Genomic DNA, 25,794 nt, shown 5'->3' on the forward strand with positions numbered 1-25,794 from the left:
GGCGAGGCGACGAGCGGTCAAATGTGGATAATGCCCCGAAGGCTCGGCCCCAGGGCCGTTCGCGGGTGCGCCCTGACTTTTTATCCTGCGCTTTCCCTTGTTGCCCCCAGGGCTTTCTGGTATAAAGCAGCGCTCTTTTCTAGGGGCCCGGTTCTTGCGCTATTCAGTGCGCCCGGTAAGACCCTCGAGAAACGCGGCGCTGAGCGCCAATGACATTGAGTTTAAGCGGCCAACCCATGCCGGGTTGGGCATGTGGTTTTAGAGGGCTGAGGCATGTCGAGAGTCTGTCAAGTTACCGGTAAGGGTCCGGTAACCGGGAACAACATTTCCCACGCAAACAACAAAACCCGTCGTCGTTTCCTGCCGAACCTGCAGCACCATCGCTTCTGGGTCGAGTCCGAGAAGCGCTTCGTACGTCTGCGCGTATCTGCCAAGGGCATGCGTGTCATCGACAAGCGTGGCATCGACGTAGTGCTGGCTGAGCTGCGCGCTCGCGGCGAAAAGGTTTAAGGAGAGAGTCATGCGTGAACTGATCCGTTTGGTGTCCAGCGCCGGTACCGGCCACTTCTACACCACCGACAAGAACAAGCGCACCACCCCCGACAAGATCGAAATCAAGAAATTCGATCCGGTCGTACGCAAGCACGTGATCTACAAGGAAGCCAAGATCAAGTAATTGATCGGCCTTCCGTCGAAAAAGCCCGCCCTTCCGGCGGGCTTTTTCGTTTCTGCGTGCGGCAATAGGTCTCAGGCATTCCCGGCGGGTGCCGGCCCGTGCCGGCTGACGACAGCCCAGGTGGCGGTTTAGACTGCGGCCTCTGGCCTGAAACTGACGCATCGTGCAGCTTTCTCCGGCCCGGCAACCTCCCTTCGTTCCCGTCCAGAGAGTCGCATGACCGCCTCAGCACATCCCGTGGAAGTTCTAATCGCCGAGGCCGACCCCTGGACTTCCAACCTGCTGCAGCAACTGGTGCTCGATGTCCGGGGCGATGCGCGCGTGCTGCAGGTCAGCGACGGCCAGACCGCTCTGGCCCGCTGCAAGCGGCGGCTGCCCGATCTGGTGATCGCCGACGGCGAATTGCCCGGGCTCGATGGTGTCGAGCTGCTGCGTCAGCTGCGGCGCCATCCGCGTACGCCGGCACTGCCCTTCGTCCTGATCAGCGGTCGTCTCGATGCCAGCAGCGTGCGCGCCGCGCGCCCGCTGGCGCCCAGTGCCTACCTGGCCAAGCCCTTCAATGCCGAAAGCCTGCGCCAGCGCCTGCGCGGGTTGTTGCCGGTCGCCAGCGGCGAGCCGCAGTCGCGGCAGCCGCTGCTGCTCAGCGAGCTGCGGGACTTTCTCGACACGGTGCGCGAGGAGGGCCAGGGGGCGCCGTTGCTCAGCGATGTGCGCAATGCCGTCAGCCAGGGCCTGCAGGCGGGTGAGCAGGACCTGGGCGAGCTGGCAGCGGTGTTCGGCGCCGATCCGCAGATCACCGCTCTGCTGATCGCTGCCGCCAGCACGGCGGCGCAGCACCAGGGCATGCCCTGCCACACCCTGGCGCAGGCGCTGCAACGCCTGGGCGTGGCGCGCACGCTCAACCTGGTGCTGGGACTGGCGCTGCAGCGCAATGCCCAGCTGCGCGATGCGCGCCTGGCCGAACTGGCCGCGCAGGCCTGGCAACGGGCCAGGCGCAGCGCCGAGCTGGCGCGCTGGCTGGCGACCGAGCTGAAGCTGGACGCCGAGCTGTGCTACACGGCGGGCCTGCTGCACAACCTCGGCGAGCTGGCCCTGCTGCGCAGCCTGCAGGACTGGCAGGAGGCCGGTGGCGAGCTGAGCAATGCGCAGATCGACGATGCCATGCAGCGGCGTGCGGCGAGTTTCGGCTCCGCCCTGCGTATCCGCTGGCGCCTGCCGTTCGGCCTGCGCGAGCTGATCGCGGCGTTCTATGGCCTGGGCAGCGGCGTGTTCTCCCGCGAGGCGCTGGTGCTCAACCTCAGCGGCCTGCTGCTGGCACTGCCGGCCAACGCCCTGCCGGCCAGCCTGGCCGAGGCCCGTTGCGTGCGCATGCTGCGCCTGAACGTGGCGTTGCTGGAGCAGGTGCCGGTGGAGCTCTATCAGGCGTCCTGAGTGTCGTGATGGCGGACATCGTCGGCCAGCAGGTGCAGGGGCTGCGGGCGGCCGACGAAGTAGCCCTGTGCATAGTCGATGCCGAGGCGGCGCAGGCAGTCCAGGCTGGCCTGGGTCTCGACGAACTCGGCGACGGTGAGTAGGCCGAGCTGGCCGGCGATCTGGCGCATCGAGCCGACCATGGCCTGGTTGATCGGGTCGCGCTCGATCCCGCTGATGAAGCTGCCGTCGATCTTGAGGATGTCCAGCGGCAGGTGGCGCAGGTAAGCGTAGGAGGCGAAGCCGCTGCCGAAATCGTCCAGGGCGACCTTCAGACCCTTGCCGCGCAGCTGTTCGATCCACTGCGCGGAAACGCCCAGTTCACCCAGAGCGACCATTTCCGTGACTTCGATGCACAGCTTGCTGGGCGGCAGGCCGTGGCGCTGCAGCTCGTCCTGCAGCAGGCGGTGGAAGCCGCTGTCGAGCAGTGAACTGGCACTGAGGTTGACGTTGACCTGGGCCAGCTGCGCCAGATGGCGTGGATTGGCCGCCAGCCAGGCGCACAGGTGCTGGATCACCCAGCGATCGATGGCGCCGAGGAAGTCATAGCGCGCCGCGGCGTCGAGAAACTGCGCGGGGCTGATCCAGTCGCCGTTGTGCGGGTCGCGGTAGCGCAGCAGCACTTCGTAGTGCAGGCCGCTGGAGGCCTGCTGCAGCGCCTGGACCGGCTGGAAGAACAGCTCGAAATGACCGCGCTCGGTGGCCTCGCGCAGGCGGGTTATCCACTGCAGCTGGCGCTGGTGTTCGAGCAGGGCGCCATCGGCCGGGTTGAACTGCTGTACGCGGTTACGCCCCTGGTGCTTGGCCAGCTGGCTGGCGCTGGTGGCCCAGTTCAGCGCCGTCTCCCAGTCGCTCACCCCGGAGCCGAGTGCCAGCATGCCGATGCTGGCGTGCAGGCGGAATGGCCGTCCCTGCCAGGTGAAGACGAACTGCTCGACGCCGCGGCGCAACTGTTCGGCCTGCTCCAGCGCGGCTTCGTCGTCCACCTCGCGCAGCAGGACGGCGAACTCGTCGCCGCCAACGCGGGCCAGCTCGGCATGCCGTGGCAGCTGATGCAGCAGTTGGCTGGCGAGCTGCCTGAGCAACTGATCGCCGGCGGAATGGCCGCAGAGGTCGTTGACCTGCTTGAAGCGGTCCAGCCCCAGCAACAGCAGGTGACTGAAGCGGCGCTTGGCGGTGCCGCCGAGGGTTTCCGCGAGCAGCCGTTCCAGTTCGCGGCGGTTGAGCAGGCCGGTCAGCGCGTCATGTGCGGCCAGTTGCTGCAGGCGCTCTTCCAGCGCACGGCGCTCGCTGAGGTCGACCACGATGCCCTCGATGCAGTCCTGGTGCGGACGCAGGTGCAGCGACAGGTACACCCAGCGCGGGCGCTGTTCGAGGTCGTACAGCTGGCATTCGCAGCTGGCGGTGCCGCTTCGCGCGTCCAGCTGCGAGAGCAGCTCGTGCCACTGCGTCTCGCCCACCAGGCTCGGCAGGGCGAGTGCGTCGAGGTTGGCCGGCAGCGCCTCGCGTCCCAGCAGGCGGGCCAGGCTCGGATTGGCTTCCAGCAGCCTGCCGTCGCGGCGGCAGCGGAAGATACCTTCGCCGCTGTGGCGGAACAGCGCCTGGTACTGCTCCAGGTTGTCGATGGCCTGGGCCTGGCTGCTCAGCAGCACGCGGCGTACGCGCTCCAGCTGTTTGTCCAGCAGGGCGCCGAACAGCAGCATGCTCAGGGCCGGCAGGTAGGCGTACATGGCGTAGAAGCCCGCCGGCAGCGGGACCAGCCCGGCGCGGCCCAGCGGCACCAGCAGCATCAGGATCAGGGCCGCGCTCCAGCACAGCAGGTAACCGGGCGCGTAAGGGCGGCGCTGGCGGACACCGATGATCAGGAGCAGCAACTGGTACAGGCCGGTGGCCAGGATCAGCAGGTTCAGCACCTCATAGGCGTGCGGATGATCCACCAGCAGGCCACCGACGCTGACCAGCAGGCTGGCGGCGAACAGCGCGTCGCGCAGCCAGCGCAGGCGCTTCAGGCGCAGGCCGAGGGCGCTGGCGATGAACAGCGAGCTGAAGATCATCATGCCGGCGGTGGGCAGGTTGACCAGCAGCTTGGGCAGCATCGGCCACTGCGGCCAGAGCAGCCCGGCGAGGTTGTAGATACTGGCGTTGTACAGCGCGGTGCTCAGCGCGGTCAGGCCGAAACAGGCCAGCGGCCACTCGCGCAGCGTGCTGTAGCGGATCAGGTAGAACAGCGCCAGGGCCAGCAGCGCGCCGATCAGCAGGCCGCTGCGCAGCCAGCTGTGGGCGATCAGCTGTTGCCCCTGCGCGGCACCGACCAGCTGCAGCGGCAGGTTGATCGCCGAATGGCTCTGCACGCGCAGCAGCAGGGTGTGCACACCGGCGTCCAGGCGCGGCAGGTTGAGCAGGAAATGCGGATAGGGTTCGCCACGTTCGCTGAATGCCCGACTCGAGCCACTGTAGAGCGGCCCCAGTGGCCGTTCTCCGTCGTACAGCCATATTTCCAGGTCGTCGAGGAAGGTTTGTCCGATGATCAGTTGCAGGCGCTCCGCCGCCGGAGCCTGCACCTGCGTGGCGAGCCACCAGGCGCTGCGGCTGTAGCCGATACGCGGTGTGCCCTCGACCTCGCGGCCCTGGCTGGCGATGCGTTGCAGCACCTCGCTTGCGGTCAGCTGGGCGCCGGGGTCCTCGAGCAGCAGGCTGCGTTCGATGCTGACCGGCTCGTCCAGGTCGCCCGCCTCGAGCTTGAGCAGCGGCAACGCGCCGCCCGCCCAGACCGGCAGGACGCAGACCAGGCAGAGCAGGGTCATCAATGAACGAAGTGGGCGGAGCATCCGGGCGCCTCATGGCTACTGCGAGGGCGCCGGAGTCCGGTGGACGTTGTTCTGTCGTGCGGTAACGGTCAGGCGCAGAGGGATTCTAGCCGACTGTCGGGATGATGATTGCGGGGCGAGTCTCATCCGCCAGGAAGAACTCCCCCGCCCGTCGCGGCGCACAGGGCGCCGCGCATGAGAATCAGGCGGCCTGCGTGCGTTGCGCTTGCGCCTGGTCGCGGCGGGTCCAGCGATTGGCGCGGGCGAACGTGCCGAAGTCGTTGAAGCGTACGCCCATCTCGCGCATCACCCTGTGGGCGAAGGGCACGCTGAGCTGGCGGATGTAGAAGGGCTCCTTGACCACGAAGTGGTGGATCGCATGGCTGCTGCCGAAGTTGAAGCAGAATGCCTGCAACGGCCACAGCCACCAGGGGTTGAGCACCTGGGTCTGCTGGATCACGTTGCCCGGTTCGACATCGCCGTAGTAGTGCATGTTGGAGCTGACGAAGTGCAGGCAGAAGGTGCGCAGCACGTTGGGGCCGACCAGCACCACCACGGCGACGTTCACCACCTGCATGGTCGCCAGGGTCGTGGCCGACCAGGCAATGGGGGCACCGAGGGCGGCGCTGGCCCAGTCGAGCAGGTGGAAGCCGAGGAACAGGTACCAGGTCGCCCAGTTGAGCAGGCCCAGCGGCGCGTAGACCTTCAGCGTGCGGCTGAGGATCAGCCGGCGGTGCGCCGGATTCTTCGCCCGCAGCCAGCGGATCAGCGAGCTCATCATGTTGTCGCCGACCATCAGCAGGCGGGCGATGCCCCAGGGTTCGCCGTTGGTGATGGCGCGTTCCTCGGTATCCGCCTCGCTGCCGGACACCTTGTGGTGGTTCAGGTGCAGGTGCCGGCGCACCCAGGGGTTGATGGTGCTCGGCCGGGCCAGCCAGACCAGCGCCATCATCAGGTTGTGCGGCACGGGGCGCTTGCGGAAGTACATCGAGTGGATCAGGTCGTGCTCCAGCTCGTGGGTCAGCGAGGCGAAGAAGGCGTTGAGCAGCAGGCACCCCCACCAGGGCAGCTGGCCGCCTACGTACAGGGTCGCCGAGCCGAGCATGCCGAGCAGGGCGAAGGCGAGAATAGCGGCGCCGAGCGCATCCTGGTGCTGCAGGATCGGGTAGCGCTGGCGCAGTGCGTTGCCGTGGGCCATCACCTGCTCGCGGATATGCGCGGCGCGTTGCTGATCATTAAGGCTTGCGGGGGAGGGGGACATGCCGACATCCTCTTGTTATTGGGCTGTGACTTCACTGTGCCGTGACGGTCGTCAGAGCGCCCGACCGAGCACGCCAACCTGCCTACCGGATACGCCAATCTGCATGACCGCCGAACCCTCCACCCTGGCCAGCTGGACCCGCGCCCTGCGCAAGCAGCTCGATGCCCTTGGCCTGGACAGCAGCGCGCTGTGCCGCGAGGCCGGGCTCGACCCTGCGCTGCTGGACGATCCCAACGCGCGTTGCCCGCTGTCGGTGACCACCCGCCTGTGGCAACTGGCGGTGGCGGCCAGCGGTGATCCGGCGCTGGGTCTGAAGACCTCGCAGTTCGTCAGCCCGACCACCTTCCATGCCCTGGGTTATGCGCTGATCGCCAGCAGCAGCCTGCGCGAGATGTTCGAGCGCATCGTGCGCTATCACCGGGTGGTCAGCGATGCCCTGCAGCTGGAGCTGCGCCAGGTGGACGATGCCTACGAGTTTCGTTTCCGTGTTCCGCCCGGCAGCCCGACGCCGGCACCGGAGGCGCTGGACGCCTTCGCCGCGATCTACGTGCGCAGTTGCCGCAATCGCCTGAGCCGCGACTTCGCCCCGCTGCTGGTGCAGTTGCAGCGCCCGCGTCCGCTCGACCCCGAGCCGTGGCAGGCGGTGTTTCGCGCTCCCGTGCAGTTCGAGGCCGAGGAAAGCCTGCTGCGCTTTCCGCGGGACGCCTTCGAGCAACGCCTCGACGATGGCAACCCGGAGCTGGCCGAGCACAACGAAGCCGTGCTCAGGCGCAGCCTGGAACAACTGCAGGCGGCCAGTTGCAGCGAGCGGGTACGCAACTTCCTGCAGGCACAGTTGCCAGATGGCGAGCCGTCGGCCGAACGCATCGCCCAGGCCCTGCACCTGAGCCTGCGCAGCCTGCAGCGCCACCTGGCCGAGGAGGGCACCAGCTACGAGGCGCTGCTCGGGGACACGCGCCAGGCCCTGGCGCTGCAGCACATGCGTGACCCGCGCTGTTCGATCAGCGAGATTGCCTATCTGCTCGGCTTCAGCGACAGCAGCAGCTTCGGCCGAGCCTTCAAACGCTGGACCGGGCAGACCCCGAGCCAGTACCGCGACGGATTGAAAAAAGCATGACCCAGTACGACCTGATATTGGCCGGAGCCGGTCACGCCCACCTTGGTGTGCTGCGCCGTTGGGCCATGGTGGAACGCCCGCCAGGGCGGATCGGCCTGCTCAGTCCCGGCCCCGAGGCCTGGTACGCCGGCATGTTGCCGGGGCTGATCAGCGGCCGTTTCAGCGCCGCCGACTGCCGGGTGGAGCTGCAGCCGCTGTGCCGGGCGGCCAAGGTCGAGCTGATCGAGGGCGAGATCGCCTCGCTCGACGCCGACAGCCGCTGCCTGCGCCTCACCGATGGCCGTGACCTGCAGGGTGAATGGCTGTCACTCAACGTCGGTGCCGGCATGGCCATACCACCGCAGCAGGGCGATGCCATGCAGGTGCTGGCCGCGCGGCCCATCGAGCGGCTGCTGGTGGGCTGGCAGCAATGGCAGGCCGAGCCCAGGCGCATGGCGATTCTCGGCGGCGGCGCGGGTGGCGTGGAGCTGTCCCTGGCGCTGGCCGACAAGGTGCCGGCGCTGGCGCTGTTCTGCGGCGGCGCGCTGCTCGACGGGCTGTCGCCGGGGCTGCGCCTGCGTGCCCTGGGCCATCTGCGTCAGCGTGGCGTGCAGGTGCGTGAGCACTGCCCGATCGGGCGCATCGAGGACGACTGGCTGCTCAGTGGCGACGAGCCCGTGTGGCGCGGGCGCCGCCTGTTGCTGGCCAGTGGCGCGCGGCCCTGGCCCTGGCTGACGGCCAGCCAGCTGGCCACGGACAGCGCCGGCTTCATCGCCATCCGGCCGACCCTGCAGTGCGAGTCGCACGCGCAGGTGTTCGCCGTCGGCGACAGCGCCAGCCTCGACGGCATGCGCCGCAGCGGGCGTTTCGCGGTGCGCCAGGCGCCCGTGCTGGCTGCCAACCTGCAGGCGGCCTTGCAGGGGCGGCCCCTGCGCCAGTACCGGGCGCAGTGGCAGAGCCTGGCACTGCTCGCCACGGGCGATGGCGGCGCGCTGCTCGGCTGGCACGACTGGAGTGCGGGTGGGCAGCTCTACGGACGTTGCAAGGACTGGCTCGACCGGCGTTTCGTCCAGCGCCATCGCGTCGTGGGGTAGGGCAGGCTAAATTCATGGCATGGTGCTACCAAAGTGCGATGGTGCTGGCGCTGCCAACCTGCTCGAATTCGGTCATCGTGCCCGGTCTGCATCGTCTGATTTGTCGACGGGCCTGCCTTCCTCGTAGCCTGCTGCCCAGGTTGCGTGGGATATTCCAGGAGAGAACCCGCCGTGACTTCGTCCGCCTACAGCGCCTCGCCGCGCACCAGAACAAGAACTCTGAGGTCGGTCATGCAAGCTGCTTTCATCCGCACACCTGTCGCCTGTCTGCTGCACGCCATCGGGCTTGCGGGCCTGATGCTGGTCTATCAGCAGGTGCAACTGCCCGCTTATGTCAGCGTGCCGTCCTTCCTGCTGCTGGCGCTGTGGCCCTGGCTGGGGCCCTGGCAGCGCCGCGACGAACCCGCCGCCGTGGTGCGCAAGGCCCCGGCCGGTGACTTCGTCGAGCTGAGCCGCGGGCTGTCGCGCCACACCTGTCACAACGCGCTGTCCGCAGCCAGGGTCGCCCACGCGGTCAAGCACCTGGCCGAACGCCTGCAATCGCAGCTGGCGGCGGTGCAGCAGGTCAGCCAGGCCGCCGAGGCCATTACCCTTACCGAGCAGGACAGCGCGGCACGTGCCGAGCAGACCCTGACGGCGGCCCGGCATGTGCGTGAGGCCAGTGCCGATGGCCAGGCCGAACTCAACCAGGCCATCGGCCGCATGCAGCAGCTCAGTGCCCAGACCCTGGCCAGCCGCGAGCTGATCGATGGCCTCGGCAGCCGTACCGAACAGATCGAGCAGGTCACCCAGGTGATCCAGTCCATCGCCAGCCAGACCAACCTGCTGGCGCTCAACGCCGCCATCGAGGCGGCCCGCGCCGGTGAGATGGGCCGTGGTTTCGCCGTGGTCGCCGATGAGGTGCGCAACCTGGCGGCGCGCACCGCCAGCGCCACCGAGGAAGTCAGCCAGATGGTCGCCGACATCCGCCAGCAGAGCACGGCAGTGGTCGAGCACATCCAGCGCCAGAGCGTCGAACTGGAGCAGGCGGCGCAGCAGATCGAGACCGCCGGCAGTCGGTTGCACGGCATCGCCGACCAGGCCGAGGAGGTCGAGCAGCAGGTGGCGCGGATCAGCGCCGGCACCGCCGACAATCACCAGCGCCTGGCCAGCCTGTCGGCCGCCGCGTTGCAGCTGCAGGATGACGTGCAGGGCAGCGAGGGACAGACGCGACAACTGGCCGATGCCGCCGAACAGTTGGTCGGCCAGGCCGAGACGGTCAGCGAGCAGCTCGCCGAGGTGGGCCTGGACGACTATCACCAGCGGGCCTATGACCTGGCGCGCGAAGGCGCGGCTGCCATCGCCGCGCAGTTCGAGCAGGACCTGCAGGCCGGGCGTATCGGCCTCGACGACCTGTTCGATCGCCGCTACCAGCCGATTGCCGGTACCCAGCCGCAGAAGTACCGCACGCGCTTCGACCAGTACGCCGACCAGGTGCTGCCGGCCCTGCAGGAACCCTTGCTCGAACGCCACGAGGGGCTGGTCTTCGCCATCTCCACCACGCCGGAAGGCTACGTGCCCACCCACAACGCCGCGTTCAACCATCCGCCCAGCGGCGACCCGGCGGTGGATGCGACCCGCAGTCGTGGCAAGCGCCTGTTCAACGACCGCACCGGTATCCGTTGCGGCAGCCACAAGCAGACCCTGCTGTTGCAGACCTACATGCGCGATACCGGCGAACTGATGCACGACCTGTCAGTGCCGATCATGGTGCAGGGCCGGCATTGGGGTGGTTTGCGCCTGGGCTATAGACCCGAGCCATAGGGCGCGCCGCGCGCCCCGTCGACGGCATTGCCTGCAGGAAAATGCTTGTCTGATTGTTTAGCCGGCGCACAACCAAGCGTATGAAAAACCCGATTTAACGCACGTCAAACCCTGTGCGACGCTGCCAAGCCATGATCTCCCCGGCCTGCCAAGTCCATGTTCCGCTGTACCGCGCGCCTGCGCGGCGGCGCCTGTTGGAGCGGCTCAACCCGCTGCTGACGATCATCCTCGCCTTCTGGGCGCTGTGGCACTGCCGCCACGCGCGCCCACCGGACGCCGTCCCCACCCGCTGAATTCCGATGGCTGCGCCATGCCCGCAGCCGCTGATGCCCAATTGTCTGCCTGTGCAACCTGTTCGAGAATCGAACGGGCCGTGCGGACACCGAGCGCCTGACTGGCGCAAGCGAGTGCGATATGACGACTTTCGCTGCTGTGCAGGAAGCCCAGGCTTTCCTGACCGACAACCCCGACATCGAACTGATCGAGCTGTTCATCCTCGACGCCAACGGCGTGCCGCGCGGCAAGCTGCTGCATCGCGAGGAACTGCTGGCGCTGTATGAGAGCGGCCGGCCGTTGCCGAGCACCATGCTGGGCCTGTCCATCCTCGGCGAGGATGTCGAGGACTCCGGTCTGGTCTGGGACGTCGGCGATATCGACTGCCGCGCCTACCCGTTGCCCGGTAGCCTGGTGCGCCTGCCCTGGCGGCAGATTCCCACTGCTGCGGTACAGGTTTCCATGCACCCCAGCGAAGGCCTGCCGGCAACCCCCGCCGACCCGCGCCAGTTGCTGGTGCGGGTGATCGAGCAGCTCGAAGCCGACGGCTATCACCCGGTGATGGCCTGCGAGCTGGAGTTCTACCTGCTCGACCAGAAGCGCGACGCGCAAGGGCGCCCGCAGCCGGCGCTGGATGCCGACGGTGGCCGTCCGCGACAGACCCAGGTCTACGGCCTGCGCGAACTGGAGCAGATCGAGCCGTTCCTCCGCGACCTTTACGCCGCCTGCAAGGCCCAGGGGATTCCGGTACGCACGGCGATTTCCGAGTACGCCCCCGGCCAGGTCGAGATCACCCTGGAACACGGTCCGGTACTGGCGGCGATGGACCAGGCGGTGCGCTACAAGCGCCTGGTCAAGGGGGTGGCGCATGCCCACGGCATGCAGGCCTGCTTCATGGCCAAGCCGTTCGCCGAGATCGCCGGCACCGGCATGCACATGCACGTCAGCCTGGCCGATGCGGCGGGTGACAATCTGTTCGCCAGCGAAGATCCGGCCGGTACGCCGCTGTTGCGTCAGGCGGTCGGCGGCATGCTCGCCAGCCTGCACGACTCGTTGCTGCTGTTCTGCCCCAATGCCAACTCCTACCGACGTTTCCAGGCCAACAGCTACGCGCCGCTGGCGCCGACCTGGGGTGTGGATAACCGTACCGTGAGCCTGCGCGTGCCGGGCGGCCCGGCCAGGACCCGACACGTCGAGCACCGCATCTGCGGCGCCGACGCCAACCCCTACCTCGCGGCAGCGGCGATTCTCGCCGGTATCCAGCGCGGCATCCGCGACCGCCTCGACCCCGGGGCACCGATCGAGGGCAACGGCTATGCCCAGGCCAAGGAGCGCCTGCCGAGCCAATGGTCGGCGGCGATCCAGGCGCTGGAGCAGTCGAGCTGGGCCCGCGACGCCTTCGGTGACGACTTCCTCAAGGTGTTCCTGGCGGTCAAGCGCGCCGAGTATCGCCAGTTCATGGGCGAGGTCGGCGAGCAGGACTGGCGCTGGTACCTGAGCAACGCCTGACTGAACAGCATCGCGGCTGAAGCCGCTCCTACGAAGTGTGCATCCCATGTAGGCGCGGCGGGCGGCATTCCGCTTCAGCCGCGATCTCAGATTCACCGGTGCCAACGCACCCCAAGGATATGCAATGAACGCGATCAACCAAGCCGTCAAACCCGCCGCCGAGCGGGCGCCTTCCTACTACTCGGCGTCGCTCAACTTCGAGTCCGACTACCCGACGCTGCAGGGCAGCGTGAGCGTGGACGTGGCCATCATCGGCGGTGGCTTCACCGGCATCGCCACGGCCGTGGAGCTGGCCGAGCGCGGCCTCAAGGTCGCCGTGGTGGAAACCAACAAGGTCGGCTGGGGGGCCAGCGGGCGCAACGGTGGCCAGGTCACCGGCAGCCTGTCCGGCGACGAAGCCATGCGCAAGCAGATGCGCAACAGCCTCGGCAGCGACGTCGACGACTTCATCTGGCACCTGCGCTGGCGCGGCCACGAGATCATCAAGAGCCGTGTGGCCAGGTACGGCATCGCCTGCGACCTCAAGCACGGCCATCTGCACGCGGCGATGAAGCCCAGCCACATGGACGAGCTCAGGGCCTCCTACGACGAGGCGCTGCGGCGCGGCATGGCCGGCGAGGTGAGCCTGCTCGACGGCGCCGAGGTGCGTGCCCAGCTGGGCAGCGACCTGTACTGCGGGGCGATCAAGAACACCCGCAACATGCACCTGCACCCGCTCAACCTGTGCCTCGGCGAAGCGCAGGCGGCGGCGAGCCTGGGCGCGCTGATCTTCGAGCATTCCGAAGTGCTGGATATCGTCCATGGCCCGCGTCCGGCGGTGGTCACCACGGGCGGGCGCATCGAAGCCAAGCAGGTGCTGCTGGCTGGCGACGTCTACCACAAGCTGGAGCGGCGCAAGCTCAAGGGCATGATCTTCCCGGCCATGGGGGGCATCGTCACCACCGCGCCGCTGGGCGAGCTGGCGAAAGAGATCAACCCGCATGACCTGGCAGTCTACGACTGCCGTTTCGTGCTCGACTACTACCGCCTGACCGGCGACGGCCGCCTGCTGTTCGGCGGTGGTGCCAACTATTCCGGGCGTGATTCACGGGACATCGCCGGGGAACTGCGCCCGTGCATCGAGCGCACCTTCCCGCAACTCAAGGGCGTGCAGATCGACTTCCAGTGGAGCTGCGCCATGGGCATCGTGATGAACCGCATCCCGCAGCTGGGCAAGCTGTCGTCCAATGTCTGGTACTGCCAGGGCTACTCCGGTCACGGCGTGGCGACCACCCACATCATGGGCGAGATCATGGCCAAGGCGATTACCGGCGACCTAGAGCAGTACGACACCTTCGCTGCCTGCAAGCACATCAAGGTGCCGCTGGGTGACCAGCTCGGCAACCCGATGCTGGCGGCCGGCATGTGGTACTACCAGATGCTGGAGAAGCTGCGCTGAGGGCGGCCAGAGTCCTAGGCGCCATTCAGCGGCGGACAGCGCCGATGAGACGCAACAACTGCTGGCAGGCCCGTTCGACGTCGGACTCCAGGATGTTGGGAATGCCCAGCAGCAGCCCGGACCTGGCGCCTTCGGCCTTGGCGTACCAGACGCTCAGGGGCGCTGGCGCCATGCCCTGGGTCAGGGCCAGGCGGGCGATCCGCTGATCATCCTCGCCATTGTCGAGCGGCAGCAACAGCGCCAGCCCGGCCATGGCGTCCTGGGCATGTTCCTGACCCAGCGCCGCGCGCAGCAGTCCCAGGCGGGAGGCGTACAGGCGCTTCATGCGTCGCAGGTGACGCAGGTAGTGTCCGCCCTTCATGAATGCCGTGATGGTCATCTGCGTGGCCATGGCCGGTGCCGGTGCCAGCACGGCGGCGCTATCCATGAAGTGGTTGACCAGGGCCGGCGGTACGACCATGAAGCCCAGGCGCAGTGCCGGGCTGATCGTCTTGCTGAAGGTGCCGATGTGGATCACGCGCCCGGCATGGTCCAGCGAGGCCAGTGCCGGAGCGGCCTTGCCCGCCAGTTGCAGCTCGCTGAGGTAGTCGTCCTCGATGATCCAGCTGTCGCTGCGTGATGCCCATTCCAGCAACGCATGGCGTCGCGCCAGCGACAGGGTCATGCCCAGGGGGGCCTGCTGCCCAGCCGTCACCACGGCCAGGGCTGCCAGGGGCGCCCTGGCAATCCCCTGCTCGACGACCAGACCCTGCTCGTCGACGTCGACGGGCACCACCTGCACCCCCGTCGTCGACAGCGCGAGACGCGCCAGTGGGTAGCCCGGATCCTCGAACCAGGCTTGCCGGTTGCGCAACGGCAGGGCGAGCAGTGCCAGGCCCAGGGCCCCGGCATGGCCACTGGTCACCAGGATCTGCTCAGGCGAACAGACCAGGCCGCGAGCGACCGCCAGGTAGGCGGCGATTTCCGTGCGCAGGGCCTGCTCGCCACGGGGATCGGGGTAGTTGGTCGGGCTGTGCGCCGCGTGCCGTGCGGCGCTGATGCTGGCGCGACTCCACTGGGTATAGGGAAAGGCATCTTGCGCCGGAACCCCCACCTGGAAGGGCAGCGGTGGATGACCGAACGGATGCATGAGGAACGCCGGCAACGGACCTCGCGGCGTTGCTGGGGCAACGAGCGTTCGGCTGCTCGGCGGGTGCTCGCAGACATAGGTGCCTGCCGCTCCGCGTGCGACCAGCAACTGCTCGTCGATCAGGCGCTCGTAGGCCGCCCGCACGGTGCCGCGCGCCACCCCCAGTTGCGCTGCCAGGTCGCGCCAGGAGGGCATGCGGGCGCCGGCATACAGCTGCCCTTCGCGGATGGCGCTGCCAATGCTGAGGCGTATCTGTTCTATCAGCGACTGGCCGGCGTGGCGGTTGAGCTCGATGCGCACGTTATCCACCCGGCACCCCCTCGATCGAGGGCGTCAGCAGGTCGGTGCAGGGGCAAGGCGTGGAAGGAATGTCCATGGGCGATCGACCATCCAGCCCGGCTGTACGCAAGCGCGGTGGCCCTGTCCGGTGCTGGGAGCGGATGGGCCGGGTTGGCGTTGGCTTGCTCGATGATGGTACAGCCGAAAAGGTAATTCTTGGCTCTTTTTTTTGCACCGTCAGCAGGTGAGGATCACGCCATCGCATTACTCGGTTCAGACTTTAAGGAGATCCACGGTGCCCCTGATGACACTTGCAACTCGACTCAAATACCTGGCTGGCGTGGCGCTGTTCGCCGTTGCCTGTCAGGGTGTTCACGCGGAAGAAAGCATCGATGAAGGCGAGCGACGTGCGCAGCATGCAGGGGCCGAGCTGATCGGCAAGCCGGCGCCGGCGGCAGTCCTGCAGACCATCGATGGTGAGCGCATCGACCTGGCGCAGCTCTACGGCAAGAAGCCGGTCTACCTCAAGTTCTGGGCCACCTGGTGCGTGCCTTGCCGGCAGCAGATGCCCGGCTTCGAAGAGGTGCAGCAGACCCTGGGTGACGATATCCAGGTCATCGCGGTGAACACCGGCTTCAGTGACGACATCGAATCGGTCCGTGCCTACCGGCAGGCGCTGGGCCTGAGCATGCCCATCGTCGTCGATGACGGCAGCCTGGCCGCCGCGTTCAACCTGCGGGTCACGCCGCAGCACGTGCTGATCGGTCGGGACGGACGGATCGCGCATGTCGGCCACCTGGACGATGCGCAGCTGCACGCGGCCTTGCAGCGGGTGCTGGATGCGGGCACCGCGACGGTGGCGGCATCGCCGAACGAGCAGGCCGACGCCGGCCGTCGCTTCAACGTCGGTGATCAGGTCGAGGGTGTGCAGCTGGCGATGCTCGAAGGCGCTGCCGTCTCTCTCGGCCAGGCCAGCGGCAAGCCGCGGGCACTGGTGTTCTTCGCGCCCTGGTGCGAGTCCTACCTGGCCGAGAGCCGGCCGCAGACTTCCCAGGCGTGCCTGCGGGTACGCCAGGATGTCGATCGGCTGGCGGCGCAGAGTGGCGTCGAATGGTTCGGCATCTCGTCCGGGCTCTGGACGTCGAAGCAGGACCTGCAGGACTACAAGGCCAGCACCAACACGCAGCTGCCCCTGGCGCTGGACGAGGGCGACGCACTGTTCCGTGCCTTCGGTGTGCGCGACATCCCCAGTGTCGTGCTGCTCGATGCGCAGGGGCGTGTGGCCCAGGTGCTGAAGCCGCAGGATACGCACCTGGCCGAAGCGCTCGACAGCATCAGCGCCCGTTGATCTCCCTGGCGGCGGGGTGCCCGCCGCCATCCAGCCCTCCGCTCTCAAGGTCATCATGCTTAGACGGTTAATCATGGCACTGCTGTTCGGTGCCCTCATGGCCCCGCTTGCCTGGGCCCAGAACTTGCCGGGACGTGGTGAGGTGCTCATCACCTCGTCGCTGCTGGCCGAGAGTCCGACGCCTGCGGCAGGCGGGCAGACGACACTGGCGCTGGTCATGGATCCCCAGGCCGGCTGGCATGGCTACTGGAAGCAGCCCGGCGATGTCGGCCTGGCGCCGCAGCTGACCTGGCATCTGCCCGAGGGCGTCAGCGTCGGCGAGCCGGTCTATCCGGTGCCGCAGACGTTGCTGATCGATGGCCTGATGAACCATGTCTACGAGCACCCCTATGCCGTGCTGATACCGCTGCATGTCGCGGACGGCCTGGCCAGCGGTGAGTCGTTGGCGATTCGCCTGGATATGAAGTACCTGGCCTGCCGATACGACGCGTGCGTGCCGGAACAGGCGAGCCTGGAGACGCGCCTGACGGTCGGTGACGGCCGCAACGACCCGGCGCTGAGCGATACCTTCGCCCACTGGCGTCAGGCCTTGCCCAGGCCGCTCGGCAGCTCCGCCCGGTTCGCTGTCGAGGAGGGGGTCATGCGTGTCAGCATTCCGCTGCCTGCGGGCATGGCAATCGACGCGCCTCACCTGTTCTCGGCCACCCCAGGCGCACTCGACAACGCAGCCGAGCAACGGGTGGAGCGCAGCGACGATCACCTGATCATCGAAACCCGGCCGGGCCAGCAGGTGCCAGAGCACTTCGATGCCCTGCTGTCGCTGGGTAACGGCCTGGGCCTGGACGTGAAGGTCAGCCGCAGTGAGGTTCAGCCCGGCAATACGCTGGTGATGACCCTGGTTGCGCTGGCCGGTGCGCTGCTTGGCGGCCTGCTGCTCAACCTGATGCCCTGCGTATTCCCCATCCTCAGCCTCAAGGCATTGAGCATCGCACGAGCCAACGGCAGTGACGGGGCCGCCCGGCGCGAGGCGCTGGCGTACACGGCCGGGGTGGTGGCGGTCTGTGTCCTGCTGGGTGCGCTGTTGCTCGCGCTGCGCTCTGGTGGCTCGCAACTCGGCTGGGCCTTCCAGCTTCAGGACCCGCGCGTGATTCTGGTGCTGCTGTTGCTGAGCACGGCCATCGCACTCAACTTCGCCGGGCTGTTCGAACTCTCGTCGATCAATGTGGGCAGTGCTCTGGTCAACCGTGAAGGCCATGCCGGCGCATTCTGGACCGGCGCGCTGGCGGCCTTCGTCGCCACGCCCTGTACGGGGCCGTTCATGGCGGCTGCGCTGGGCGCGGCACTGGTGCTGCCCAGCGGGGCGGCCATGCTGGTGTTCGCCGGTCTGGGCCTGGGGATCGCCCTGCCGTTCCTGCTGCTGGGCTTCGTGCCGGCGCTGCGTCAGCGTCTGCCGCGGCCCGGCCCCTGGATGGAAACCCTGCGCCACGTCCTGGCCGTTCCCATGTTCCTCACGGCGCTGGCGTTGCTCTGGGTACTCGCTCAGCAGGTCGGCAGCAATGCCCTGATCACGGTGATCGGCTGCACGCTGCTGCTGGGCCTCGGTCTGTGGGTCGCGGGCTTGCGCCAGCGGGCGTTCAAGTCAAACAGCTGGATACCTGCGGTGCTGGCGGCCGTCCTGGCGCTGAGCATCGGTCTGAGTCAGGACAGCAGCCCTCAGGCCCAGCGCGCAGCGCAGGCCTACCAGCCTTTCGACGAGGCGCGCCTGAGCAGCCTGCGCCAGGGCGAGCATGCCGTCTTCGTGTACTTCACAGCGGACTGGTGCGTGACCTGCAAGGTCAACGAGCAGGTCGCGATCAACCGCCCGCAAACGCAGCGCGCCTTCGACGCACATGGCGTGCAGGTGATGCGCGGTGACTGGACGCGCGGTGACGCCACGATTACCGCCTTTCTCGAAAAACACGGCCGCTCGGGTGTGCCGCTGTACCTGTGGTACGTGCCAGGCCAGGCGGCGCCAGAGGTGTTGCCCCAGGTTCTTGGCCCGGGGCTGCTGAGCGAACTGGCCGCCAACGACCGTCCCATGACGGAGCCTTGAGCGACCTGGCCAGGAGCGCGTCGGCAGTGCGCTGCGCGATGCGTCCGGCCGATCATCAGGAGCCGTGATCTCGGGCACGGGCATGCACCGGTGGCGTTTCAGCGCTGGCTGCGGCATTCGCCCAGGCTGCGGTAGCGGATACTGCGCAGTTCTTCGTTGCTGTCTTCGAAGACCATGATCTGTGGGATGACTCCGCAGTATTCGATTCTCGGGCTCTGGTAAACGACCTTGGCGATGTCCAGTTTCATGCTGTAGCGGTAGTCCTGGATTTGCGGCATCGGCTTGCCCGTGCGCTCGGCGTATCGCTGGGCGACTTCGATGCTGTTCTGTTCGATCTGCCTGACCTTGTCCTTTGGAAAGGACTGCGCAAGGGCGTTGCTGGCGACCAGCAGAAGGGCGAGAGGCAAGAGGTGGTTGAGGATTTTCATGGCTGGGCCTGTGGCTGATGGTGTCGAGCCGGACACTAGCGCCCCGTCGCTTACCCAGGCATTGCGCCAGGATTACAATCGCGAAAGCCGACGCCGGCAGGGGCTTGGCACCTGCCGGTGGCACACTCAGAAGACGTACTGCAGGCGCATGACGACGCCATCGCCGGTGTCATCGCCGACCGTGTTGCTGGCGTTGTCGGTACTCGCCGTGACGTAGTTGGCGCTGATCTTCACGGCCTCGTTGGCATACCAGTTGACGCCAAGTGTATGGGTCCTGGCGCGAGCGTCACCGACCTGGCGTGTGGTCGTGCTGCTGGTGATGTTGTCATCCTCCACCCTGATCGAGTCGAAACGGTAGAACAGCTCCCAGGCCCCCAGTGCCTTGTCGTCCGCCTTGATGGTGTCGAACCTGGCGCCATCGAGTCGGTAGAGACGCGGCTCGCCGGTGAGGGTGTAGGCGACCTGGACGTAGTAGCCGTCCGCTTCGACGTCGTTGCTCGCCTGGTCGGCCTTGAGGGTGCGGCGCAGATACTCGCCCTGGACCGAGAAGGCATCCAGGGCCCAGGCACCCTCCACGCCCCATACCGCGTCGTCGTCCCAGAGATCGGCGCTGGCAGTGGCGCCACCGAAGACCACGCGGTTGCCGTTGTCACCGGCGCTGCTGCCGCCGTTGGTGCTGACACCGCGCATTCCCGCGCGTGGACGAATGCGTGTGTCCACGGCGCTGCCGCCGAGGTCGCGATAGGCGTACTGCAGGCCGACATGCAGGACATTGCCGGGTTGCTTGAGGGGCGCGAACACCGCGCGGGCGTTGTAGCGTTTGACGCTGTCACCATCGCTGTCGTTGTTGTTCTCGCTGAAGACGCTGCCGGAAAGGTATGCGGAACCGGCGATGACGCGGGTCGCCTGTAGTCCCAGGCCGGAGTTGTCGTTTATCCAGTCGGCCAGCTCGTAGGACAGGTTGCGTTCCAGCGCGGTCGTCCATTTCGAGCTGGTGGCCTTCTCCAGGCCGAAGTCGGTGTAGAAGCGACCGGCCTTGATGTTCAGCGGGCTGAAGCCTGTATAGGTGACGCTGGCCTCGTCGAAGTAACCGGCACTGTCGTTGCCGGTGTTGCGCGACAGGTCATAGTTGATCTGGTACTTCCAGTCCCTGTAGGCGGTGCCGCCCAGTTCCAGGTAGGCGCGTCGGAAATAGCCCGCATCGGCCGAGTTGCCATTGCGCGTGTAGTAACCGTCGAACATCGAATAATCGGCCTGCAAGCGGCCGCCCAGCTTGAAGCTGAAGGCTTTGTCTGTGGTGGCCACCTCCAGCCCGCCTTTGGTCCTGATGACGATATCGGCGCCGTCGGTGGTGACCGTCCCGGCGTGTGCCGGGATGGCAGGAAGACTCAGCAGGATGCCGAGTGCGAGGAGGGAAAATGGCGTGGGTTTGATCAACATGCATGGCTCCTTGTCGCCGAATGTCAGGGGTTGGCGACGGGATGCTTTGCGGGGCGGATGACGCTTGGCGGGCAATTCGGTGACGATTCGATGACGCTCGCCCGTTGCGGGCGCGCACCCCGGAAATGCTGGGCGCCGGCGCTTTTACGGGCATGCCGGGGGGTGATTTCACTTCGATGGCGATCAGGTGAAAGCGGCCGTGTGGCACCCAGTCGCTGGCGCCGTGAGCGACGCTGCAGAACCCGGATTACAGATAAGTAATCTTGCGGCAAGCCTGGCGAAAGGCGGTGCTCAGTAGGCTGCCGGCCATGTCATCACGTCTTGCCAGTGCGCACATGCAGAATCGAGTCCGGAGCCACATGCCTGGCGGTCGCCATGGCTGAGATCGAGCGACTCGTGGCCAGGAGCTTTCTGGCAACCGCGCGCTGCGCCAGTTTCAAACAGGCGGCACGCAGCCTGAACATGCACCCCACGGTGCTGCGCAAGCAGTTGCGGCGGCTCGAAACCAGTCTGGGGGAAGCGCTCTTCGTCTATCAGGATCGCGCACTCGCACTGACGTCACGCGGCCTGGCGTTGCAGGCGGAACTGGCATCCCGGCATCGAGACCTGCGCCCCGAAGTCGGTTTCGCCGAACGGCCCGAGCTGCGTCTGGCGCTGCCGGAATGGGTGCTCGACGATGTGCTGGGTCGGTATCTGGTGGCCTTTCTGCGCAGGCATGCCGGCGTGCGCCTGGAGCTGCTCCGCCAGGATCAGGGGCCGCTGCTGCAGAGCGAGGTCATGATCTGGCTGGCCGATCCCGACCAGGCCCGGCCTGATCCCGGTTTTGCCATGACGCGGCCCCAGCGCCTGGCCAGCGTCGAGTTCCAGGCCTGCATCGGCAAACGCTACGCCCGTGAGCGACGGCTACCCGCGCGCCTGTGTGATCTGCACGACTACATGCTGGTGCAGCGCCCGGACACGTCGGCATCGGCGGTGTTCGCGCCGTGGAATGCCCTGGTGGACGCGCGTGGCAGTGCGGTGACACGGGCGCACTCCCAGCAATGGACGATGGAACTGATCCGGCACGCCGCCTGTATTGGCCTGATGCCGCACTACACCTCGCACATCGACGCGAACCTGCAGCTGCTGCCCGGCCTCTTTGCCCGCCCGATGAGGCAGTCGATCTGGCTGGCCTGCGCACCGCTCTCGGCGCAGCGCGAGGATGTCATGAGCCTGCAGGCGCTGATCCACAACGCCTTCGCGGAGCGTCGCGACTGGTTTGCTGCAGACGATGAGTGATGCCGCACGACGACTTGCCGTGCCGGCGTGCGAGCGGACCGTGCAGGGGGCGTCGAGTTCTTCGATTACGAAATTGTAATGCGGCGCTCATCTCCGAGTTATCCGCAGGTTGCAAGGATGTGAGGGCCATAACCACAAGAAGAGTCGGCCTATGACAACCCCAAAACTGCCGGTAAGCATCAGGAGCCATGTATGAACAAAAGCCCTTTAACCCTGGCGATCATCTCCGCACTGGCATTCGGTCCAGGCACGATGACGCAGGCGTCCGAGACACAGGCCAGCGACGGTTTCGTCGAGGGAAGCAGCCTGAAGATCCTCAACCGCAACTTCTACTTCAACCGCGACTTCCGCAAGGGCGAGGCCAGGGTGCTGCCCAACGGTGAGCGCAGCAGCTACACCGAGGCCTGGGCGCACGGCATTCTCGCCAACTTCGAATCCGGCTTCACCCAGGGTACCGTCGGCTTCGGTGTCGATGTCCACGCGGGGCTGGGCCTGAAACTGGATACCGGCGACGGCCGTTATGGTCCGGGTGGTAGCGTCGACATGCTGCCGGTCGACAGCGATGACCGGGCCGAGGATGCGTATTCCAAAGTGGGCGCGGCGGTCAAAGCCCGCTTTGCCGACACCGTGGTCAAGGCCGGTGATGTGTTTCCGACCACGCCTGTCGTGCACTACGGCGATTCGCGTTTGCTGCCGCAGAGCTTCAAGGGGGTCACCCTGGTCAACGAGAGCGTGGACGGGCTGACCCTGCAGGGCGGCCGCCTGCACGCCATGAGTCAGCCACAGGAAAGCACCTCGCGTGGTGAGTTCGCGACCTTCTACGCCGGGCAGGTGGACTCGCCCTGGGTCGGCTACTTCGGTGGCGACTATGCCGTCAGCGACAACCTGGGCTTCAGCCTCTACGGCAGCCGCCTGAAAGATGTCTGGGATCAGTATTACGCCGGGATGTGGTGGACCTATCCGCTCTCCGACGACCTGGCGCTGTTCGGCGGGCTGAACTATTACAACGCGACGGACGAAGGCAAGAAACGCCTGGGCGAACTGAGCAACAACATCTACAGCGGCAGCATCGGCGTGCGCTACGGCGCCCACCGCGTCGCCCTCTCTCACCAGCGCAACAATGGCGACGATGATTTCGACTATCTGCGCCAGTCCGACTCCATCTTCCTGGACAACTCCCTGCAGTACAGCGATTTCAACTCGCCGAAGGAGCGTTCCTGGATGCTGCGCTACGACCTGGACATGGCGGACTTCGGCATCCCCGGGCTGAGCTTCATGGCGCGCTACGCGCTGGGGCGTGACGCGGACTACTCCAACGCCAACAGCACGTACATGCGCAGGGATGACGCCGGCAACCCGCTGACCGACCAGAAGCGCTGGGAGCGCAATATCGAGGTCAAGTACGTGTTCCTCGACGGCTCGCTCAAGGACCTCTCGGTGCGTGTGCGGCAGATGAATACGCGTGCCACCGCGTATGAAAGCGACCTCGATGAGGTGCGTGTCATCGTCGAGTATCCGCTGCAGGTGCTGTAACACCGAACAGGAGCGGCGCTGCCGCTCCTAACTGTCAGGATTGTAATGCGGGCCTCATGCTCCCGTTAGGTGCGCCTACCTAACATGGGGCTGTCTTCGAAGCGTTCGTTTCCACGTTTGCTCAGTCAGTCCGAGGTTCCCATGAAAGTGTTCACCCAGTTCCTGTTCGTCGTTCTCCTGAGTGCAAGCAGCCTGCTCGCCTCGGCGGAGGATGGTTCGCAACGCTCGCTCGATGCGCTCAAGCAGTTCCGTGAAAACCAGCAGCGCATCCATGGCGATCGAGCCGCCGGGCAGCAGCCATCATCGCCTGTTCAGAGTGGCGACAACGACGCAGTGCGTGACTGAACGCACGTCGTTTCCCCTCTTCAGTCCCCATCTCTTGGTAGCTCCCGCTCCTTTGGTTGAGAGATGGTTCTTGGCGCCCCTTCGGGGCGCTTTTTTATGGCGCTCATCAGGCGGGCGTCTTCACGCATCGAATCAGTCCGGCTGTGCCAGGTTCTTCCGGGGCTTGCGCGTACGCGTGCAGCCTGTCCCTGGGCCGCGCCTGCCGTTAGCGGTGCCTCAGGGGCGAGCCACAGTGGGGAAGTAGAGGGTGAAGACGGTGCTCTCGTGCACGATGCTGCTGACGTTAACCTGGCCCTGATGCAGGCTCATGATCGAACGCACGATGGCCAGGCCCAGACCGGTGCCGCCGTCGGCACGCGAGCGTCCGCGGTCGACCCGGTAGAAACGCTCGAACAGCCTGGGCAGGTGCTCGGGCGGGATGCCGGGACCCGGGTTGCTCACCGCCAGCGTCACCTCCGAGGGCCCTGCGCTGATCCTCATGTTCACCGTCGCCCCTTCCGGGCTGTGGCGAATGGCATTGGACAGCAGGTTGGAGATGGCCCGTTGCACCATCAGGCGGTCACCCTCGATCGTTGCCTGGCCGGCGACGTCGAGCAGGATGCGCTTCTCTTCGGCCATGAGGGCGAAGAGTTCCGCGACCTTTCGGGCTTCTTCGTGCAGGGCGATCTCTTCGAAAGGAATCAGCGCGGCGGGATGGCTGACATGGGCCAGGAACAGCATGTCCGACACGATACGCGTGACCCGGCCGAGTTCCTCGGTGCAGTTCTCCAGCACCAGCTTGTACTGCTCGGGCGGCCGTTCTCGCGACAGCGTCACCTGCGCCTTGCCGATGAGGTTGGTGATGGGGGTGCGCAGCTCGTGGGCCAGGTCATCGGAGAACTGCGAGAGCTGCTGCACGCCGCTGTCCAGGCGATGGAGCATGAAGTTGATGCCACTGGCCAGTTCACGAAGCTCGCGGGGCAGATTCTCCAGCGGCAGGCGGTGGCTCAGGTCCTGAGTCGATATGCGCTCGGCGATCCTGCGGAACTGATGCAGCGAGCTGAGACCGCGATGGGCTATCCATCCGGCGCCTGCGGCGATCAGCAGCAGCACGAGAGGCAGGGCGATCAGCGTGGATTCGATATAGGCGCGCAGCAGTGCCTGATCGCTGGCGCGGTCGAGGGTGAGCACGGCTCGGATGCGTGTCCCATCCTTGCGTACCATCAGCTGCGAGGCCGTCATCCGTTCATTGCCCAGGGCGTCCTGCCAGCGCTCGAAACGCACGGCCTCGCTCGAACTCTTCGACAGCGGTGGCAGGTCCGCCAGGTTGCCCTCGCGCAACAGGACACGCGGCTCAGGGCCATCGTCATACAGGATGAGCGAGAGGTTGTCGTGGCCCTTGATCAGGTCCCTGATGTTGTGGATCTGGTCGCCCACTTCGGGACGCAAGGCGACTTCGCGGGTGGCATGGCGAACCTGCTGCAGCTTGTCCTCGAGGTTCTGTGTCGCGATGCCGTCGAGTTGTCGGCTCAGCGAGAAGTAGGCCAGGGCACTGAGCAGCGCAACCAGCAGCAAACCCAGCAGGGCGACGGAAAGGCTGAGCTGGCCCGACAGCCGGGCGGGCCTCATGAACGGGCCTCCAGCACATAGCCGACACCGCGCAAGGTGTGGATGAGCTTGTTCTCGAAGGGGTCGTCGATCTTCGCACGCAGGCGCCGGATCGAGACTTCCACGACATTGGTGTCGCAATCGAAATTCATGTCCCAGACCAGGGAAATGATCTGGGTGCGCGAGAGCACCTCACCGCTGCGGCGCATCAGCAGGTGCAGCAGGGCGAACTCCTTGGTGGTCAGGTCGATGCGCTGTTCGCTGCGGTAGGCGCGATGACGGGCCGGGTCCAGTTCGAGGTCGTCGACCTTGAGGACGTCAGGCACGCTCGGTTGTTCGCCACGCCGCAGGAGCGAGCGGACCCTGGCCAGCAGTTCGGGAAACTCGAATGGCTTGACCAGATAGTCGTCGGCGCCGGAGTCGAAGCCTTTCAGCTTGTCGGCCAGCCGGCCGCGTGCGGTCAGCATCATCACCGGGGTGCGGCTGTTGCGGCGGATACTGGCGAGTACCCCCCAGCCGTCGATTTCCGGCAGGTCGACATCGAGTATGACCAACTCGTAGGCAGACTGCGCTGCCATATGCAGGCCGTCGACACCGTTGGTTGCAATATCGACGATATAACCACTTTCGCTCAGGCCCTGGTGGAGATAGTCGGCAGTTTTAAGCTCGTCCTCAACGATCAGGATTCGCATACGCTGGATAACCTTGGTGAGATGGATATGGAGTTTTTCGAGTCGCGGTTGTTGTCGAGGATGGCGATATCGATGCGTTATGTTCGGGCGCGAAATGATGAACCTTGAAGTGGCTACAGAGTCAAGGAAGGCCCTTTGTTTCAAGGCGTTACATGAACTTATAGGCCTGTTTTCGCGTGTGGTTTCGCGAAGTTCATATATGTCTATTTGTAACTT

General features: G+C 66.3%; 20 protein-coding genes. 13 read left to right on the forward strand and 7 right to left on the reverse strand.

Annotation, left to right across the window (positions count from 1 at the left end; translation table 11 throughout):
• The first annotated feature begins 273 nt into the window (after window positions 1–273).
• From rpmB to EPK82_RS18790, 3 genes are all read left to right on the forward strand, one after another.
• The gene (gene rpmB / locus EPK82_RS18780; protein WP_003242523.1) at window positions 274–510 is read left to right on the forward strand and encodes a 50S ribosomal protein L28; all 237 of its coding nucleotides are present in this window, start codon (window positions 274–276) and stop codon (window positions 508–510) included.
• A 10-nt stretch (window positions 511–520) separates the two neighbouring features.
• Window positions 521–676: a 50S ribosomal protein L33 gene (rpmG, locus tag EPK82_RS18785; RefSeq protein WP_003457707.1), complete on the forward strand. Its 156-nt coding sequence runs from the start codon at window positions 521–523 to the stop codon at window positions 674–676.
• Window positions 677–892: 216 nt separating this feature from the next.
• Window positions 893–2,107 carry an HDOD domain-containing protein gene (locus tag EPK82_RS18790; protein ID WP_134677633.1) on the forward strand — a complete coding sequence of 405 codons (1,215 nt, stop codon included), beginning with the start codon at window positions 893–895 and terminating at the stop codon, window positions 2,105–2,107.
• Here EPK82_RS18790 and EPK82_RS18795 read toward each other — a convergent pair.
• Together EPK82_RS18795 and EPK82_RS18800 are read right to left on the reverse strand one after the other, a co-directional pair.
• Window positions 2,095–4,974, reverse strand: coding sequence for an EAL domain-containing protein (locus EPK82_RS18795; protein WP_134677634.1), 2,880 nt, complete (start codon window positions 4,972–4,974; stop codon window positions 2,095–2,097). The genes EPK82_RS18790 and EPK82_RS18795 overlap by 13 nt on opposite strands.
• 181 nt (window positions 4,975–5,155) lie before the next feature.
• Window positions 5,156–6,214, reverse strand: coding sequence for a fatty acid desaturase (locus EPK82_RS18800; protein ID WP_134677635.1), 1,059 nt, complete (start codon window positions 6,212–6,214; stop codon window positions 5,156–5,158).
• 103 nt (window positions 6,215–6,317) lie between these two features.
• Here EPK82_RS18800 and EPK82_RS18805 point away from each other — a divergent pair, with 103 nt between their 5' ends.
• The 5 genes from EPK82_RS18805 (at window position 6,318) to EPK82_RS18825 (ending at window position 13,427) form a co-directional block, all read left to right on the forward strand.
• The gene (locus tag EPK82_RS18805) at window positions 6,318–7,331 is read left to right on the forward strand and encodes an AraC family transcriptional regulator (protein ID WP_134677636.1); all 1,014 of its coding nucleotides are present in this window, start codon (window positions 6,318–6,320) and stop codon (window positions 7,329–7,331) included.
• Window positions 7,328–8,404, forward strand: coding sequence for an FAD-dependent oxidoreductase (locus EPK82_RS18810; protein WP_037051202.1), 1,077 nt, complete (start codon window positions 7,328–7,330; stop codon window positions 8,402–8,404). Before EPK82_RS18805 ends, EPK82_RS18810 begins: the two co-directional genes overlap by 4 nt.
• A 231-nt stretch (window positions 8,405–8,635) precedes the next feature.
• Window positions 8,636–10,207: a methyl-accepting chemotaxis protein gene (locus tag EPK82_RS18815; protein WP_037051205.1), complete on the forward strand. Its 1,572-nt coding sequence runs from the start codon at window positions 8,636–8,638 to the stop codon at window positions 10,205–10,207.
• 414 nt (window positions 10,208–10,621) lie between these two features.
• The gene (locus tag EPK82_RS18820) at window positions 10,622–11,989 is read left to right on the forward strand and encodes a glutamine synthetase family protein (RefSeq protein WP_134677637.1); all 1,368 of its coding nucleotides are present in this window, start codon (window positions 10,622–10,624) and stop codon (window positions 11,987–11,989) included.
• A gap of 124 nt (window positions 11,990–12,113) precedes the next feature.
• Window positions 12,114–13,427, forward strand: a complete 1,314-nt coding sequence (locus tag EPK82_RS18825) for an NAD(P)/FAD-dependent oxidoreductase (protein ID WP_134677638.1) — start codon at window positions 12,114–12,116, stop codon at window positions 13,425–13,427.
• A gap of 25 nt (window positions 13,428–13,452) precedes the next feature.
• Here EPK82_RS18825 and pdxR read toward each other — a convergent pair whose 3' ends face one another.
• Window positions 13,453–14,865, reverse strand: coding sequence for a MocR-like pyridoxine biosynthesis transcription factor PdxR (gene pdxR, locus EPK82_RS18830; protein WP_134677639.1), 1,413 nt, complete (start codon window positions 14,863–14,865; stop codon window positions 13,453–13,455).
• Between the two features lie 274 nt (window positions 14,866–15,139).
• Here pdxR and EPK82_RS18835 point away from each other — a divergent pair, with 274 nt between their 5' ends.
• Together EPK82_RS18835 and EPK82_RS18840 are read left to right on the forward strand one after the other, a co-directional pair.
• Complete coding sequence (locus tag EPK82_RS18835; RefSeq protein WP_134677640.1) at window positions 15,140–16,183, forward strand: TlpA family protein disulfide reductase; 1,044 nt, start codon at window positions 15,140–15,142, stop codon at window positions 16,181–16,183.
• Between the two features lie 73 nt (window positions 16,184–16,256).
• Window positions 16,257–18,275, forward strand: a complete 2,019-nt coding sequence (locus EPK82_RS18840) for a protein-disulfide reductase DsbD family protein (RefSeq protein WP_244230031.1) — start codon at window positions 16,257–16,259, stop codon at window positions 18,273–18,275.
• Between the two features lie 98 nt (window positions 18,276–18,373).
• On the opposite strand, the gene EPK82_RS18845 is transcribed toward EPK82_RS18840, so the two are convergent.
• Window positions 18,374–18,703 carry a DUF2790 domain-containing protein gene (locus EPK82_RS18845; RefSeq protein WP_134677642.1) on the reverse strand — a complete coding sequence of 110 codons (330 nt, stop codon included), beginning with the start codon at window positions 18,701–18,703 and terminating at the stop codon, window positions 18,374–18,376.
• Between the two features lie 126 nt (window positions 18,704–18,829).
• Window positions 18,830–20,143 (reverse strand): OprO/OprP family phosphate-selective porin, encoded by a 1,314-nt coding sequence (locus tag EPK82_RS18850; protein ID WP_134677643.1) that lies wholly within the window; start codon window positions 20,141–20,143, stop codon window positions 18,830–18,832.
• Between the two features lie 375 nt (window positions 20,144–20,518).
• Between EPK82_RS18850 and EPK82_RS18855 the strand changes: the two genes are divergently transcribed.
• The 3 genes from EPK82_RS18855 to EPK82_RS18865 all read left to right on the forward strand — a co-directional run bounded on the left by EPK82_RS18855 (window position 20,519) and on the right by EPK82_RS18865 (window position 23,299).
• Window positions 20,519–21,421: a LysR family transcriptional regulator gene (locus EPK82_RS18855; RefSeq protein WP_134677644.1), complete on the forward strand. Its 903-nt coding sequence runs from the start codon at window positions 20,519–20,521 to the stop codon at window positions 21,419–21,421.
• Between the two features lie 252 nt (window positions 21,422–21,673).
• Window positions 21,674–22,954: an OprD family porin gene (locus tag EPK82_RS18860; protein WP_231499307.1), complete on the forward strand. Its 1,281-nt coding sequence runs from the start codon at window positions 21,674–21,676 to the stop codon at window positions 22,952–22,954.
• Between the two features lie 141 nt (window positions 22,955–23,095).
• Window positions 23,096–23,299 carry a hypothetical protein gene (locus EPK82_RS18865; protein WP_208651156.1) on the forward strand — a complete coding sequence of 68 codons (204 nt, stop codon included), beginning with the start codon at window positions 23,096–23,098 and terminating at the stop codon, window positions 23,297–23,299.
• Between the two features lie 216 nt (window positions 23,300–23,515).
• On the opposite strand, the gene EPK82_RS18870 is transcribed toward EPK82_RS18865, so the two are convergent.
• Window positions 23,516–24,907: a heavy metal sensor histidine kinase gene (locus tag EPK82_RS18870; RefSeq protein ID WP_037051231.1), complete on the reverse strand. Its 1,392-nt coding sequence runs from the start codon at window positions 24,905–24,907 to the stop codon at window positions 23,516–23,518.
• Entirely contained in the window at window positions 24,904–25,578 is a 675-nt protein-coding gene (locus EPK82_RS18875; protein WP_037051233.1) for a heavy metal response regulator transcription factor, read from the reverse strand. The genes EPK82_RS18870 and EPK82_RS18875 overlap by 4 nt, the downstream gene beginning before the upstream one ends.
• Window positions 25,579–25,794 lie beyond the last annotated feature (216 nt).

This window comes from Ectopseudomonas khazarica (genome assembly GCF_004521985.1).
GTDB lineage: Bacteria > Pseudomonadota > Gammaproteobacteria > Pseudomonadales > Pseudomonadaceae > Aquipseudomonas > Aquipseudomonas khazarica.